At 67.2% G+C, this 14,189-nt stretch carries 12 protein-coding genes; 7 read left to right on the forward strand and 5 right to left on the reverse strand.

Features of this window, described 5'->3' with window-relative positions; translation table 11 throughout:
- Positions 1-59: 59 nt before the first annotated feature.
- The 5 genes from HLG70_RS03465 (at position 60) to HLG70_RS03485 (ending at position 4,321) form a co-directional block, all read left to right on the forward strand.
- Positions 60-827 carry an IclR family transcriptional regulator gene (locus HLG70_RS03465; protein WP_171663944.1) on the forward strand — a complete coding sequence of 256 codons (768 nt, stop codon included), beginning with the start codon at positions 60-62 and terminating at the stop codon, positions 825-827.
- 69 nt (positions 828-896) lie between these two features.
- A complete protein-coding gene (gene pepE, locus HLG70_RS03470; RefSeq protein WP_171663943.1) occupies positions 897-1,601 on the forward strand; it encodes a dipeptidase PepE in 705 nt (234 codons plus the stop codon).
- Positions 1,598-2,527 (forward strand): DUF1177 domain-containing protein, encoded by a 930-nt coding sequence (locus HLG70_RS03475; RefSeq protein WP_171663942.1) that lies wholly within the window; start codon positions 1,598-1,600, stop codon positions 2,525-2,527. The genes pepE and HLG70_RS03475 overlap by 4 nt, the downstream gene beginning before the upstream one ends.
- A complete protein-coding gene (locus HLG70_RS03480) occupies positions 2,524-3,213 on the forward strand; it encodes an AroM family protein (RefSeq protein WP_171663941.1) in 690 nt (229 codons plus the stop codon). Before HLG70_RS03475 ends, HLG70_RS03480 begins: the two co-directional genes overlap by 4 nt.
- A gap of 118 nt (positions 3,214-3,331) precedes the next feature.
- Positions 3,332-4,321 (forward strand): Bug family tripartite tricarboxylate transporter substrate binding protein, encoded by a 990-nt coding sequence (locus HLG70_RS03485; RefSeq protein WP_171663940.1) that lies wholly within the window; start codon positions 3,332-3,334, stop codon positions 4,319-4,321.
- Positions 4,322-4,399: 78 nt separating this feature from the next.
- Here the strand turns inward: HLG70_RS03485 and coaBC are convergent, their stop codons facing one another.
- The 4 genes from coaBC to HLG70_RS03505 all read right to left on the reverse strand — a co-directional run bounded on the left by coaBC (position 4,400) and on the right by HLG70_RS03505 (position 10,097).
- Positions 4,400-5,596: a bifunctional phosphopantothenoylcysteine decarboxylase/phosphopantothenate--cysteine ligase CoaBC gene (coaBC, locus tag HLG70_RS03490; RefSeq protein ID WP_171663939.1), complete on the reverse strand. Its 1,197-nt coding sequence runs from the start codon at positions 5,594-5,596 to the stop codon at positions 4,400-4,402.
- 151 nt (positions 5,597-5,747) lie between these two features.
- A complete protein-coding gene (gene lspA / locus HLG70_RS03495; RefSeq protein WP_234103365.1) occupies positions 5,748-6,278 on the reverse strand; it encodes a signal peptidase II in 531 nt (176 codons plus the stop codon).
- Between the two features lie 2 nt (positions 6,279-6,280).
- Positions 6,281-9,142 (reverse strand): isoleucine--tRNA ligase, encoded by a 2,862-nt coding sequence (gene ileS, locus HLG70_RS03500; protein ID WP_171663938.1) that lies wholly within the window; start codon positions 9,140-9,142, stop codon positions 6,281-6,283.
- Positions 9,132-10,097 (reverse strand): bifunctional riboflavin kinase/FAD synthetase, encoded by a 966-nt coding sequence (locus tag HLG70_RS03505; protein WP_171663937.1) that lies wholly within the window; start codon positions 10,095-10,097, stop codon positions 9,132-9,134. The genes ileS and HLG70_RS03505 overlap by 11 nt, the downstream gene beginning before the upstream one ends.
- 134 nt (positions 10,098-10,231) lie before the next feature.
- Here HLG70_RS03505 and purN point away from each other — a divergent pair, with 134 nt between their 5' ends.
- Both purN and HLG70_RS29680 read left to right on the forward strand, forming a co-directional pair.
- On the forward strand, positions 10,232-10,888 hold the full coding sequence (purN, locus tag HLG70_RS03510; RefSeq protein WP_171663996.1) for a phosphoribosylglycinamide formyltransferase: 657 nt from the start codon (positions 10,232-10,234) through the stop codon (positions 10,886-10,888).
- Positions 10,889-12,026: 1,138 nt separating this feature from the next.
- Positions 12,027-13,457, forward strand: coding sequence for an RsmB/NOP family class I SAM-dependent RNA methyltransferase (locus HLG70_RS29680; protein WP_171663995.1), 1,431 nt, complete (start codon positions 12,027-12,029; stop codon positions 13,455-13,457).
- 17 nt (positions 13,458-13,474) lie between these two features.
- Here the strand turns inward: HLG70_RS29680 and HLG70_RS03520 are convergent, their stop codons facing one another.
- Positions 13,475-13,855 carry a hypothetical protein gene (locus HLG70_RS03520; RefSeq protein ID WP_419144793.1) on the reverse strand — a complete coding sequence of 127 codons (381 nt, stop codon included), beginning with the start codon at positions 13,853-13,855 and terminating at the stop codon, positions 13,475-13,477.
- Positions 13,856-14,189 lie beyond the last annotated feature (334 nt).

The raw sequence follows: 14,189 nt of genomic DNA on the forward strand, positions 1-14,189 counted from the left end.
CTGCTTGCATTATTCTTGTTCGCTAATAAGGAACTTTGGTTCCGTTTTATGGAACAAGCATGAGTATTCTAGACGGCGTTCAACGTGTGCTTTCGCTGTACGCGGAAGGCGCGGCGGAGCTGAGCTTCACCGAAGTCGCGGCGCGCCTGGCCATGCCCAAGAGCACCGCATCGCGCCTGCTGAATCAGATGCAGAACTACGGCATGCTCGACCAGGACTCGGCCACGCGCCGCTATCGTCCCGGAACACTGCTGGCGCAGGCCGTGCGCGCCGGCATGGCGGCCACGCCGCTGGACGAGGCATGCCGCGCCGTGCTGGTCCGCCTGTCCGACGACAGCGGACTCACCGCCTATCTCTCCACCCTGAATCAACGCGAAACCGTCGTGCTGCAACGGCTGAACGGCTCTCATCCGGTCCAGGTGCTGTCGCCGCCGGGGTCGCGCCGCGCCGCATCGGGCACGGCTATGGGGCGGGCGCTGTTGTCGCGGCTGACCGACGCCGAGTTCCAGGCGCTGTACGGCGCGGACGCCTCGCAGTCCTTGCCGATGGAAGGGCGCGATTGCCCCGCCACCGTCGGCGACCTGGCCAGCTTGGTGGCACAGACCCGCGCGGACCATTGCGGCGTCGCGATCGACCAGGCCATGCCGGGTATCGGCGCGGTCGCCGCGGCGGTGCGCGATCCGGCCACCGGCGAGCTGCGCGGCCTGTGCCTGTCGTTCGTATCCTTCCAGGCCGATGCCGCCCGCGTGGCGCGCTTGCGCGAATCCGTGCTGCAGCAGGTGGCGGCGTTGGGCCGCGAACTGAACGACCCCTATTGGCTGAACTGAATTCCCCAGATCCGCGGATGCGTCCACGTCGGCGCGCCTCCTGAAAATCCTCCTACGGAAATCCTCTCCATGAATCTCTTGCTCCTCAGCAATTCCAGCAGCGACGCCGGCTATCTGGTCCACGCCATGCCCGACATCCAGGAACTGATCGAGTCCCTGCCGCAGGGCGCCCCGGCCGTCTTCGTGCCGTACGCCGGCGTGACCCGCAACTGGGACGACTACACCGCGCTGGTAGCGTCGGCGCTGGCCGACACGGGGCTGGACATCCAGGGCCTGCACAGCGCCCAGGATCCGGTCGCCGCGCTCGAAGGCGCCGCAGTCATCATTGTCGGCGGCGGCAACACGTTCAACCTGCTGGGCCACCTGCGTCGCCAGGGCCTGCTCGACGTCGTCGCGCGCCGCGTGCGCCAGGGCGCGGCCTACCTGGGCTGGAGCGCCGGTTCCAACCTGACTTGCCCGAGCATCTGCACGACCAACGACATGCCCATCACGGACCCGGAAGGCTTCGACGCGCTGGGCCTGTTGTCCTTCCAGATCAATCCGCACTACACCAATGCCCATCCGCCGGGACACCGCGGTGAAACGCGCGCCCAGCGCCTGGCGGAGTTCTGCACGCTGAATCCCGCCATGCCGGTGCTCGGCCTGCCCGAAGGCGCCGCGCTGCGCGTGCGCGGCGACCAGGTCGCGCTGGTCGGCCCGCATGACGCGCCGCTGTTCCTGGGCCGTGAGGAACCGCGCGTGTTCCGCCCCGGCCCGCTGGAGATTCCGGCATGAAGCACGTAATCGATACCATCGAGCTGCTGTCGTCCGCGCATGTCACGGGCGAAGCGGTGGCGAGGATTCTGGGCGACGCCGGCAATTGCGAAGTTGAAGTGACCCGGCTGGAGCGCGACGGCGCCGCCACGGACTTCCTGTCCATCGTCATCCCTGGCGCGGACGAATCGGCGCCGCAATTGGGAATCGTCGGCCGCCTGGGCGGCATCGGCGCCCGCCCCGCGGTGACGGGCCTGGTGTCCGACAGCGACGGCGCGGTGGTGGCCATCGCCGCCGCGCTCAAGCTGATGGCCATGGCCCGGCAGGGCGACATCCTGCCCGGCACGGTACGCATCCGCACGCACATCTGCCCGCGCGCCGGCACGCGGCCGCATCATCCGGTGCCGATGATGCGTTCGCCATTCCCCATGCGCGAAATGATGTCCCACGAAGTCGATCCGCGCATGGACGCGATTCTCTCCGTCGACACGACGCGCGGCAATCGCCTCGTCAACAAGCGCGGCGTGGCGCTGACGCCCGTCGCCAAGCAAGGCTACCTGCTGCGCATTCCCGAAACCATGCTGGACGTGATGGGCTGGGTCAGCGGCGAATTGCCGGTGACGCTGCCCCTGACCACGCAGGACATCACGCCCTACGAAAACGGCCTCTGGCACGTGAATTCGCTGATGCAGCCCACCATCGTCACGGACGCGCCCGTGGTCGGCGTGGCGCTGACGGCGCAGACCACCGTGCCGGGCTGCGCCACCGGCGTCACGAACGCGGTGGACGCCGATGTCGCCATGCGCTTCTGCATCGAGATCGCCAAGCTGTTCGGCCAGCGCACCATGGGCTTCTTCGATGACGCCGAATGGAGCGCGCTGCAGGCCCGCTACGGTTCGATGGCGCACCTGCAGACCGTGGGCCGCGAAGACGGAGCGGTGGCATGAGCGCGCCGACGCCGCGTCGCGTGGCGTTCTTCACCATCGGGCAATCGCCGCGCAGCGACGTGGTGCCCGAGATGGCGCCGCTGCTGGGCGCGCATGTGCGCATCGACGAGTTCGGCGCGCTGGATGACCTGGATGCGGCGGCGCTTGCCGCCCTGGCGCCCAGGTCCGGTGAATATCGCTTTGCCACGCGCATGCGCGACGGCGCGCAGATCGAGCTGGACGCGGCCGCCGCCGAGGCGCGATTGGCGCAGGTGATGCGCCAGGCCGATGCCGCGGGCTACGACGTGCTGGTGCCTTTGTGCACCGGAACCGCGATCGCGCCGATGCGCACGCTGGTGGTCGAGCCGCAGCAGGTCGTGGACCATCTGGTCGCGGGATTGGCGCAGCACTGCCGCAAGGTGGGGCTGGTGGTCCCGCTGGCCGCGCAGGTCGATGCCTTTCACATGGTGGTGCCGCTGGAGTGTGAAACCCAGGTCGTGCATGCCTCGCCCTACGAGGCGGACGCGGAGCAGGCCCTGCGCAATTTCGAAAACGCCGGCCGCGAGCTGGCGTCCTGCGACCTGATCGTTATGCACTGCATGGGCTATGCCGAACGCATGCGCCAGGCCGTGGCCCGGGCATCGGGGCGCCCGGTGCTGCTGTCCAACCGCATGGTTGCACAGTCGCTTGCGCAAATATTGGAATAACGCCGCCGGAAGCAATCCCGAAGCCCCGGCCGCATGCATCAATCCTGCGGCCGGTCCGGGCGAGCGGCGAGAGGAGACGAAGCTGTCTTCGTCAATCAATTGTTGGGAGTGTCTTGTCATGTTCAGCCGTACCCTGCACCGCGCCGCTGGCGCACTGTTCGCCGTCACCGCGCTGACGGCCACGCCGGCGCTTGCCGCCGACGCGTGGAAACCCACCAAACCCGTGCGCCTGCTGGTCGGCTTCGCGCCGGGCGGCTCGGCCGATACGCTGGCCCGCCTGCTGGCCGAGCCGCTGTCCCAGCGCCTGGGTCAGCCGGTGGTCGTTGAAAACCTGGCCGGCGCCGGTGGCAACATCATGGCGTACCGCCTGAGCCAGTCGCCCGCCGACGGTTACACCATCGGCATCGCCGCGGCCGGCTCCATGGCCATCACCCATGTCCTGAATCCCAAGGGCACGACCTACAAGCCCGCGGACTTCACGCCCATCACGCTGGCCGCCGTGCAGCCCAACGTGGTCATCGTGAACAAGGACGTGCCGGCCAGCAACCTGGCGGAACTGAAGGAGTACTTCCAGAAGACGCCGACCGCCACCTACGGCACCGCCGGCGTGGGCATCTCCAACCACCTGATCGCCGAGACCATGCTGTACAAGCTGGGCGTGAAGGTGCCGCATGCCGCCTACCGCGGCGCGGCGCCCGTCATCACCGACCTGCTTGGCGGCCATATCGCGATGACGATGGACAACATCTCCACCGCGGCGCCGCTGGCCGCGCAAGGCAAGGTCAAGGCCATTGCAGTGGCATCGCTCAAGCGTTCCCCGCAATTGCCCAACGTGCCGACGCTGGACGAGCAGGGCCTGAAGGGTTTTGACATGCCGACCTGGCAGGGCGTGTTCGCCCCGGCCGGCCTGCCCGCCGACGTGCTGGCCGCGTACTACGCAGCTTTGCAAGACGTGCTCAAGCAGCCTGCGCTCATCGAGAAAATGGCGGGCCTGGGCTCGGAGCCCGTTACCGGCATGACGCCCGAGAAGTTCGGCCAGTTCCTGGAAAACGACCGCAAGCAGTGGGCCGATATCGTCAAGGCCGCGAACATCAGCCTGGAGCAGTAAGCCGCGCGGCGGTTTATCGCCGCCGCAAAAGAAAAACGCCAGGTCCGGTCGGATCTGGCGTTTTTTTTCGTGCCGGCCTTACGAAGGCATGCGTGCCGCGATTTCCGCGATCAGGCGGCGCGCCGCATCCAGCTTGTCGCCGGCGGGCAGCGGGTGCGCGCCTTGCGCGTCGAACAACACGAGTTCGGTGGTGTCCGCATCCATGACCTTGTGCGCCAGGTTGCCCACCAGCAGCGGGATGCCTTTGCGCGCGCGCTTGGCTTCGGCGTGTTCGGCCAGCTTCTCGGTTTCGGCCGCGAAGCCCACGCACCACGGCCCGTTTTCGAGCTTGGCCACTTCGGCCAGGATGTCCGGATTGGGCTCGAATTCCATCAGGGGCGCGCCGCCGCCTTCGCTGGTTTTCTTCAGTTTCTGCGTGCTGACGTTCTTCACGCGCCAGTCGGCCACGGCGGCCACGGCGATGAAGATATCGGCGTCGGCGGCGCTGGCCATCACGGCGTCATGCATCTGGCGCGCGGTGGTGACGGACAAGGCCGTCACGCCGCGCGGAATGGGCAGGAAGGTGGCGCCGGTGATCAGCGTGACGCGGGCGCCGGCCTCGCGGGCGGCGCGCGCCAGGGCATAACCCGTCTTGCCCGACGAGCGGTTGCTCAGCACCCGCACCGGGTCTACCGGTTCGGAGGTGGGGCCGGCGGTCAGCAGCACATGGCGGCCGGCCAGCAGCTTGGGCTGGAAGAACGCGATCAGGTCGGTCAGCAGCTCATGGGCTTCCAGCATCCGGCCATCGCCGGTTTCACCGCAAGCCTGTTCGCCGGCCGAGGGGCCCAGGACGCTGATGCCGTCGGCGCGCAGTTGCTCGACATTGCGCTGCGTGGCCGGGTTGGCCCACATCTCGCGGTTCATGGCGGGCGCCACCAGCAGGGGACAGGCGCGCGCCAGGCACAGCGTGGACAGCAGGTCGTCGGCCATGCCGTGCGCCAGCTTGGCCATGAAGTCGGCGCTGGCGGGCGCGATCAGCACGGCGTCCGCGCCGCGCGTGAGATCGATGTGCGCCATGTTGTTGGGCACGCGCGCATCCCAGGCGTCCACGAACACCGGGCGGCCGGAAAGGGCCTGCATGGTGACGGGAGTGATGAAGTGCGTGGCCGCCTCGGTCATCACCACGTCCACGGTGGCGCCTTGTTCGGTCATGCGCCGCACCAGCTCGGCGATTTTGTAGCAGGCGATGCCCCCGGTCAGACCGAGGACGATGCGTTTGCGGGCGAGATCGAGCATGAGGGTGGGGCGGCGGGTTCAGCGCCGTGAAAACGAGGAATGGAGGATGATTTTATTCTGCATTGCGGTATCGCGCCGTTCGCCATGCATTCAGGGGGTCTCAAGCGCGGCAAAAGCGGACCGGAACGTTGCGCCCCGGCCCGTGGCGTCGTCAGGCCTGCGGCTTGCGGGCGCGCAGCAGTTCGTCCAGCACCAGCAGCACGGCGCCGCAGGAGATGCCCACGTCCGCCAGGTTGAAGGCGGGGAACTGCCAGTCGTTCCAATAGAACAGCAGAAAGTCCACCACGTGGCCATACACCACGCGGTCGATGACGTTGCCGATGGCGCCGCCCAGGATCAGCGTCAGCGCCAGGCTGAATCGGGGCTGGCCATGAGTGCGCCGCAGCATCCAGATGATCACCACCGCCGCCACGCAGCCCAGGCCGGTGAACAGCCAGCGCTGCCAGCCTTCCTCGGACGCCAGGAAGCTGAAAGCGGCCCCCCGGTTGTACACCAGCGTGAAGTCGAAGAACGGCAGCACGTTGAGCCGCTCGCCGTACTGGAACGCCGTGTTGAAGTAGAGCTTGGTCAGCTGGTCCAGCACGATGATCAGCAGCGCCAGGGCCAGCCAGCGCCCCACGCGCGCCGGCGCGGCGCTGGCGGGGGCGGAGCCCGTCGCTCCGGGTGCGGAGGGGCGGGCCATGTTCAAGCCTTGTCGCGGGCTTCGCCCGAACCGAACAGGTTGGACACGCAACGGCCGCAGATCTCGGGGTTATCCGCGTTCTGGCCCACATCCAGGCGCCAGTGCCAGCAGCGTTCGCACTTCTTGTGCGTCGACGGCGTGACTTCGATGCGGGTTTCACCTTCGCCCGCGTGCACCGTGGCGCGCGAGACGATCAGGACGAAGCGCAGGTCGTCGCCCAGGCTGGCCAGCAGCTGCTGGTCTTCGCCATTGGCGTACAGGTCCACTTCGGCCTGCAGCGAAGAGCCGATGTCGCCTGCCGTGCGCACTTCTTCCAGCTTGCGCTGGACTTCGGCGCGGATGGCGCGCAGGCGCGTCCACTTGGCCGTCAGCGCGTCGGCGTCGCCAAACGGCGGCAGCGCGTGATAGACCTCGGTGAAGATCGTCGTGCGGGCCGCGTCGGCCTGGTTCTTCAGCGCCGATCCGACCAGTTCCTTCCAGGCTTCTTCGGCCGTGAACGACAGGATCGGAGCCATCAGCTTGAGCAGCGTCTGCGTGATGTCCAGGAGCGCCGTCTGCGCCGAGCGGCGGGCCAGGCTGTCCTGGGCCGACGTGTACAGGCGGTCCTTCAGGATGTCCAGGTAGAACGCGCCCAGGTCTTCCGAGCAGAAAGTCTGCAGGCGCGAGACCGCCGGATGGAAGTCGTAGCGCTCGTAGCTGGCCTGCACTTCGGATTGCATCTGCGCCGTCATGGCCAGCGCGTAGCGGTCGATCTCGAACAGGTCGCCGTAGGGCACCGCTTGCGACACCGCGTCGAAGTCCGCCAGATTGGCCAGCAGGAAGCGCAACGTGTTGCGGATGCGGCGGTAACCTTCCACCACGCGCTTCAGGATCTCGTCGGAGATGGACAGTTCGCCGGAGTAATCGGTGGAAGCCACCCACAGGCGCAGGATTTCCGCGCCCAGCGAGTCGGACACCTTTTGGGGGGCGATCACGTTGCCCACCGACTTGCTCATCTTGCGGCCCTGGCCGTCGACCACGAAGCCGTGGGTCAGCAGCGCCTTGTAGGGCGGCTGGCCATACAGCATGCAGCCGGTCAGCAGGGACGAATGGAACCAGCCGCGATGCTGGTCCGAGCCTTCCAGGTACAGATCGGCGGGCCAGGCGAGTTCGGCGCCGTGCGAGCCGGCGAAATCGCCGTCCTTGCCGCCCAGCACCGTTGCGTGCGTGCTGCCCGAATCGAACCACACGTCGAGCGTGTCGCGGTTCTTTTCGTACATGTCGGCTTCATCGCCCAGCAGGTCGCGGGGCTCCAGCGCCTGCCAGGCCTCGATGCCGCCTTGCTCGACGCGTTGCGCGATCTGCTCCAGCAATTCGGAGGTACGCGGATGCAGCTCGCCGGTTTCCTTGTGCACGAAGAAGGCCATCGGCACGCCCCACTGGCGCTGGCGCGAGAGGGTCCAGTCCGGACGGTTGGCGATCATGGCGTGCAGGCGCGCGCGGCCCCACGCCGGGAAGAAGGCGGTGGCGTCGATGCCGGCCAGCGCCGATTCGCGCAGGGTCGGGCCGCCGTCCTTGGGGGCCACGTCCATGCCCGCGAACCATTGGCTGGTGGCGCGGTAGATGATCGGCGTCTTGTGGCGCCAGCAGTGCATGTAGCTGTGCTTGTGCTTTTCAACGTGCATCAGCGCGCCGGCTTGCGTCAGCGCCTCGACGATCTTGGGATTCGCGTCCCAGATGGACAGGCCGCCGAACAGCGCCAGGCTGTCCACGTACTTGCCGTCGCCCATCACGGGGCTGATGAAGTCGGTGTCCTTCATGCCGTGCTCCTTGCACGACACAAAGTCTTCGATACCGTAGGCCGGGGCCGAATGCACCACGCCGGTGCCGGAGTCGGCGGTGACGTAGTCGCCCAGGTAGGCGGGCGCCTTGCGGTCATAGGCGGCGTCGAATTGCGCCAGCGGATGGCGGAATTCGATGCCCGACAGCGCTTCGCCGGGAGCCGTGGCGATGATCTCGCCTTCCAGGTTCCAGGACTTCAGGCAGGCTTCGACGCGTTCCTTGGCGACCAGCAGCAGCGGGCCGAACTTGGGCGCCGGCGACACGCGCACCAGCGCGTATTCGATCTCGGGATGCACGTTCAGCGCCTGGTTGGACGGGATGGTCCAGGGCGTGGTCGTCCAGATCACGATGGCGCCGTCGTCCACCGATTTCAGGCCAAAGGCCTGCGCCAGCCTGGCGTGTTCGGCAAACGGGAAGGCGACGTCCACGGCGGGGTCGACGCGGTCGGCGTATTCGACTTCGGCTTCGGCCAGCGCCGAACCACAGTCGAAGCACCAGTTCACGGGCTTCAGGCCGCGGAACACGTAACCCTTGTCCAGGATGCGGCCCAGGGCGCGGATCTCGTCGGCTTCATTGCTGAAGTTCATCGTCATGTAGGGACGATCCCACTCGCCCAGCACGCCCAGGCGCTTGAAATCCTTGCGCTGGCGGTCGATCTGCTCCAGCGCGTAGGCGCGGGCCTTGGACTGCACTTCCGCCACGGGCAGGTGCTTGCCGTACTTCTTTTCGATCTGGATCTCGATCGGCATGCCGTGGCAATCCCAGCCCGGCACGTAATGCGCGTCATAGCCAGCCATGTTGCGGCTCTTGACGATGATGTCCTTCAGGATCTTGTTGACCGCGTGGCCGATGTGGATGTCGCCGTTCGCGTAGGGCGGGCCGTCATGCAGCACGAAACGCGGCCGGCCGCGGCTGGCCGCACGGATCGCCTGGTAGACGTGGTTTTCCTCCCACTGCGAAATCCAGGCGGGCTCGCGCTTGGCAAGGTCGCCCCGCATGGGGAAGGGGGTATCGGGCAGGTTGAGGGTCTTTTTATAGTCCATGAACGGCAAAATAGGCGCGCGCGTTTCGCGCGTCTTCGGCGATGGCGGCAGTCAGGGAAGGGAGGTCAGGAAATTTTTCTTCGTCCCGCAGCTTTTGCAGGAATTCGACGCGTACGAGTTTACCGTATGCGTTGACGGTCTCGTCCAGCAGGTGCGCCTCGAGCAGCACGCGGCCGCGGTCTTCGACCGTGGGGCGCACGCCCAGGCTCGCCACGGCGGGCAGGGCGCGATCCGCCAGGCCATAGACCTGGACGATGTAGATGCCCGACCGCGCGGCGCATCTCTCGGCCACCCGCAGATTCATGGTGGGAAAGCCCAGCGTGCGGCCCAGCTTCTGGCCGTGGATGACATGGCCGCTGATATGGTAGGGATGCCCCAGCAGATGGCGAGCGCGTTCCAGGTCGCCCACCGCCAGCGCGGTGCGCACCTCCGAGCTGGAGATCCGGTGGCCTTGCCGGTCGGTCACGTCGGCCAGCGTCTGGACTTCGAAGCCGTGGCGCATGCCGGCTTCGCGCAGCAGATCGATATCGCCACTGCGCTTGTGCCCGAAGCGGAAGTCCTCGCCCACCAGCAGCCATTTGGCCTGCAGACCCTGCACCAGCAGCTTTTCGATGAAGGCGTTGGCCGACATTTCGGCCAGGCGGGCGTTGAACCGCTCCACCACGACTTGCGAGATGCCGTAGCGCGCCAGCGCGGCCAGCTTGTCGCGCAGCCCGGAAATCCGGGTGGGCGCCAGCTCGGGGCGGTGATTCAGAGTGGCGAAATATTCCCGCGGGTGCGGTTCGAAGGTCATGACGGCGGGCGTCAGCCCGCGCTCGCGGGCCACCTGGCAGACGCGTGCAAGCATGGCCTGGTGTCCGCGATGGACGCCGTCGAAATTGCCGATCGTCAGCGCGCAAGGGGCGCGGTGGTCGGGCGGGGGCAGGGATCGGTAGATGCGCAGCGATGGTTTCACGAGCGAGAGTTTACAATTTTGGATTCCGGGTTTGTTCTAATCCCATCTCCGCCGCGCGCGCTGGCCGTTTTTGCGCGCCCGGTTCCGGCGTTGGACGGACCCGATTTCCCTTGGAATTCTTTATCTTGCCGGAAATTTCTTCTACCAAGCGCCGCCTCGTCATCCTGATCTCGGGGCGGGGCAGCAACATGCAGGCGCTGGCCGAGGCCTGCCGCAATGAGGGCTGGCCGGCCGAAATCGCCGCCGTCATCGCCAGCCGTCCCGACGCCGGGGGGCTGGACTGGGCGGCCGGGCAGGGCATTCCCGCCGCGGCTCTCTATCACAAGGACTATGCCAGCCGTGAAGCCTTCGATACGGCGCTGGCCGCTGAAATCGATCGCTATGAGCCCGACTACGTCATCCTGGCCGGCTTCATGCGCGTCCTGACCCCTGGCTTCGTCAATCACTATGCCGGCCGGCTGGTCAATATCCATCCGTCGCTGCTGCCCGCATTTCCCGGGCTGCATACCCATGCGCAGGCCTTGGCGACGGGCGTGCGCGTGCATGGCTGCACCGTGCATTTCGTTACCCCGGTCCTGGATCACGGCCCCATCATTGCCCAGGGCTGCGTGCCGGTCCTGGCGGGCGACACGCCGGAACTGCTGGCCAATCGTGTGCTGGCGGTGGAACATCAGGCTTTTCCGGCTGCCGTGCGCTGGCTGGCCGAAGGCCGGGTTACCCTGACAAGCGACCATCGCGTGGATGTCCAAGGCGATCCCGAACGCCTCTTCTTCTGGTCGCCGGCCGCCTGAGCGGCCCTGAATCGTATTTATCGGGCGGAACTCCTCCGCTCCACTGGAACACACCATGACTAAACCCCAATCTCCGCGTTCCCGTCCGGCAGGCACCCCGAGGGCCGCCTCCGAAGGGCGCGACGGTCGGTCCTTTTTCTCGCGCCCCAAGGGCGACGCCCGCGAGGCGCCCCAGCGTGAACGCGGCGAGCGCGTGCGCGAAGAGCGCCCCGGCGGCCGTCCTGCGCCGCGCCCGTCCTTCGACGCGCCGCGTGGCGAAAACCGTGGCGAAAGCCGCGGCGGTGAACGCGGTTCGTACAGCCCGGAGCGCCGCGAAGGCCAGGGCCGTCCTGCGCCGCGCCCGTCCTTCGACGCGCCGCGTGGCGAGAATCGTGGCGAAAGCCGTGGCGGCGAACGCGGTTCGTACAGCCCGGAGCGCCGCGAAGGCCAGGGCCGCCCGGATTCGCGTCCGTCCCACGGCGGCCCCCGCGGTGAAAACCGTGGCGGCGAACGCGCTTCCTATGGTTCGGAACGCCGTGAAGGCCAGGGTCGCCCGGATTCGCGTCCTTCCTACGGTGGTCCCCGCGGTGAAAACCGTGGCGGCGAACGTGCTTCCTATGGTTCGGAGCGCCGTGAAGGCCAGGGTCGCCCGGATTCGCGTCCTTCCTACGGTGGTCCCCGCGGTGAAAACCGTGGCGGCGAACGCGCTTCCTATGGTTCCGAACGCCGCGAAGGCCAGGGCCGTCCGGATTCGCGTCCGTCCTATGGCGGTCCCCGCGGTGATAACCGTGGCGGCGAACGTGCTTCCTATGGTTCGGAGCGCCGCGAAGGCCAGGGCCGTCCGGATTCGCGTCCGTCCTATGGCGGTCCCCGCGGCGAAAACCGTGGCGGCGAACGTGCGTCCTATGGTTCCGAACGCCGTGAAGGCCAGGGCCGTCCGGATTCACGTCCGTCCTATGGCGGTCCGCAAGGTGAAAACCGTGGCGGCGAACGTGGTTCGTACAGCTCGGAGCGCCGCGAAGGCCAGGATCGTCCGGATTCGCGTCCGTCCTACAGCGGCCAGGGCCGTGAAAACCGTGGCGGCGACCGGGATCAGGCGCCGCAAAAGCCCCAATTCAACCGTCCGCGCCAGTCCTACGCGGCCATCCGCATCGACCAGGTGCAGCGCGTCCTGGGTGAAATCCTGCAGTGGACGTATCCGGCTGACGCCGCGTTGTCGCACTGGCTGCGTCACCATCCGAACCTGGGCGCGCGCGATCGCTCCGAAGTCGCCGAAGCCGTCTACGACGTGCTGCGCCACCTGCGCCGCTACCGCCAGTTCGGCGAAAGCGGCGTCGGCCCCGCCTCGCGCCGCCTGGCCATCCTGGGCCTGAACGCGACCCTGGGCGCCGAAGCCCTGGAAGACGGCATGGACGCAGCCGAAGCCGAATGGCTCAAGCGCGTATCGCATATTGACCTGGCGACCTTGCCCCGCGCCGTGCGCGGCAGCATCCCCGATTGGCTGGACGAGCGCCTGAGCGTCATGGACAGCCCGGAAACCCTGGTTGAAGCGCTCAACCGCCAGGCCAGCCTGGACCTGCGCGTGAACCCGCTGAAGACCGAGCGGGACGCCATGCTGACCGAATTGCAGCAAAGCGCCGGCCGCTATGAACCCGTTGCCATGCCGTTTTCGCCGTGGGGCATCCGCATGGAGGGACGTCCGGCGATCAACCGGTGGCCGCAATTCGAGAACGGCAGCATCGAAGTTCAGGACGAAGGCAGCCAGCTGCTGGCCCTGTTGGTCGCGCCCCGGCGCGGCGAAATGATCATCGATTTCTGCGCTGGCGCGGGCGGCAAGACCTTGCTGCTGGGTGCGCTGATGCGCTCGACCGGCCGCCTGTACGCCTTCGACGTTTCCGCGGCCCGCCTGGCGCGCGCCAAGCCGCGCTTTGCACGCAGCGGCCTGTCGAACGTGGTGCCCGTCGTCATCGACAGCGAAAACGATGCCCGCGTGAAGCGCCTGGCCGGCAAGGCCCAGCGCGTGCTGGTCGATGCGCCTTGCAGCGGCATCGGCACCCTGCGCCGCAATCCGGACCTGAAATGGCGTCAGCACCCCGAGTCGCTGGCCGAATTGGGCAAGCTGCAGGAACGTATCCTGAACAGCGCCGCGCGTTGCGTCGCCCCGGGCGGCCGCCTGGTCTACGCCACGTGCAGCCTGCTGGCCGAAGAAAACGAAGAGCAGGCCGAGCGCTTCCTGGCCAGCCACCCCGATTTCGAACGCCTGGATGCGGCCGAGATCCTGGCCGCCCGCTGCGAAACCCTGAAGCTGGATGGTCCGTACGTACAGCTGCGTCCGGACCTGCACGGCACCGACGGCTTCTTTGCCGCCGTTTTCGAACGCAGGAAGAAGGGCGCCGCCACGGATGACGCCGAGGCCCTCGTGGCCGGGGAATCGGACGTGGACGCCGATATCGAGGCGGACGCGGACGTGGAAGCCGGGGCAGAGGTCAAGGCCGAGGCCGACACCGACGCCCAGGTCAGCCCAGGTTCCGACGCTGCTGCCGAGCCAGCCTCCGAAGACGAGGCCGGCAAGGAAGACAAGCCGGCCTGATCAGCAGGCGCGCCGGGTCAGGGACCCGGCGTGACGCCCACGGTGGCGCTGTAGCGGCGGGTGCCGACGGTCTTGTTCTGGTACTTCACTTCCCAGGACAGGGTGTCGGAGCCGGGCCGGTCGGCCTGATAGACCACTTGCGCCACCGGCACCGCCTTGTAGGCGCAGCGCCCGGAATCGTTGGATTGGCCGCGTGTCTGCTGGATGCTGGCCTTGCCCAGCGTCGGCATCTGGGTGATCGCCACCCGTGGAGCCCGCAGCGCCAGGCAATCCGACCCGCGTATCTCGTAATAGGAGGCCAGCACGGCTACGTCCCCCGACTTCAGCGTTTGCGCCAGGGTGGGGGCGGACAGCGCCATGCCGAGCGCGGCCAGAACGGGATAAAAGCAGGGACGCATTGATTTGAGCAACATCAGTGGGACAAAAGAGACAATTTGGCGGGCGGGCCGGGCCTGCAGTTTGCACCCGGATCGTGGCGGCTTCAAGACGAAACCGCCTGGCTGACAGGAACTTTAATCGTGAAATGTAGCCAAATCACTGTGCCATTGCGCATGCTCCCACCCGCAGGGCGGGGGTGCCGGCTCAGGCGCCGGATGCCCGCAAGGCCAGGCCTCGCGACTGCCCAAAGCTTTCGCGAGAGTGGCTTTTTTTGCTCAAAACCGTGGCTTAGTCCTTGATTTCGCTCAAAAACTATTTTGAAACTACCTTGTCATAAGAAGGCAAAGGTAAGCT

Source organism: Achromobacter deleyi (assembly GCF_013116765.2).
Classification (GTDB): Bacteria; Pseudomonadota; Gammaproteobacteria; order Burkholderiales; family Burkholderiaceae_B; genus Achromobacter; species Achromobacter deleyi_A.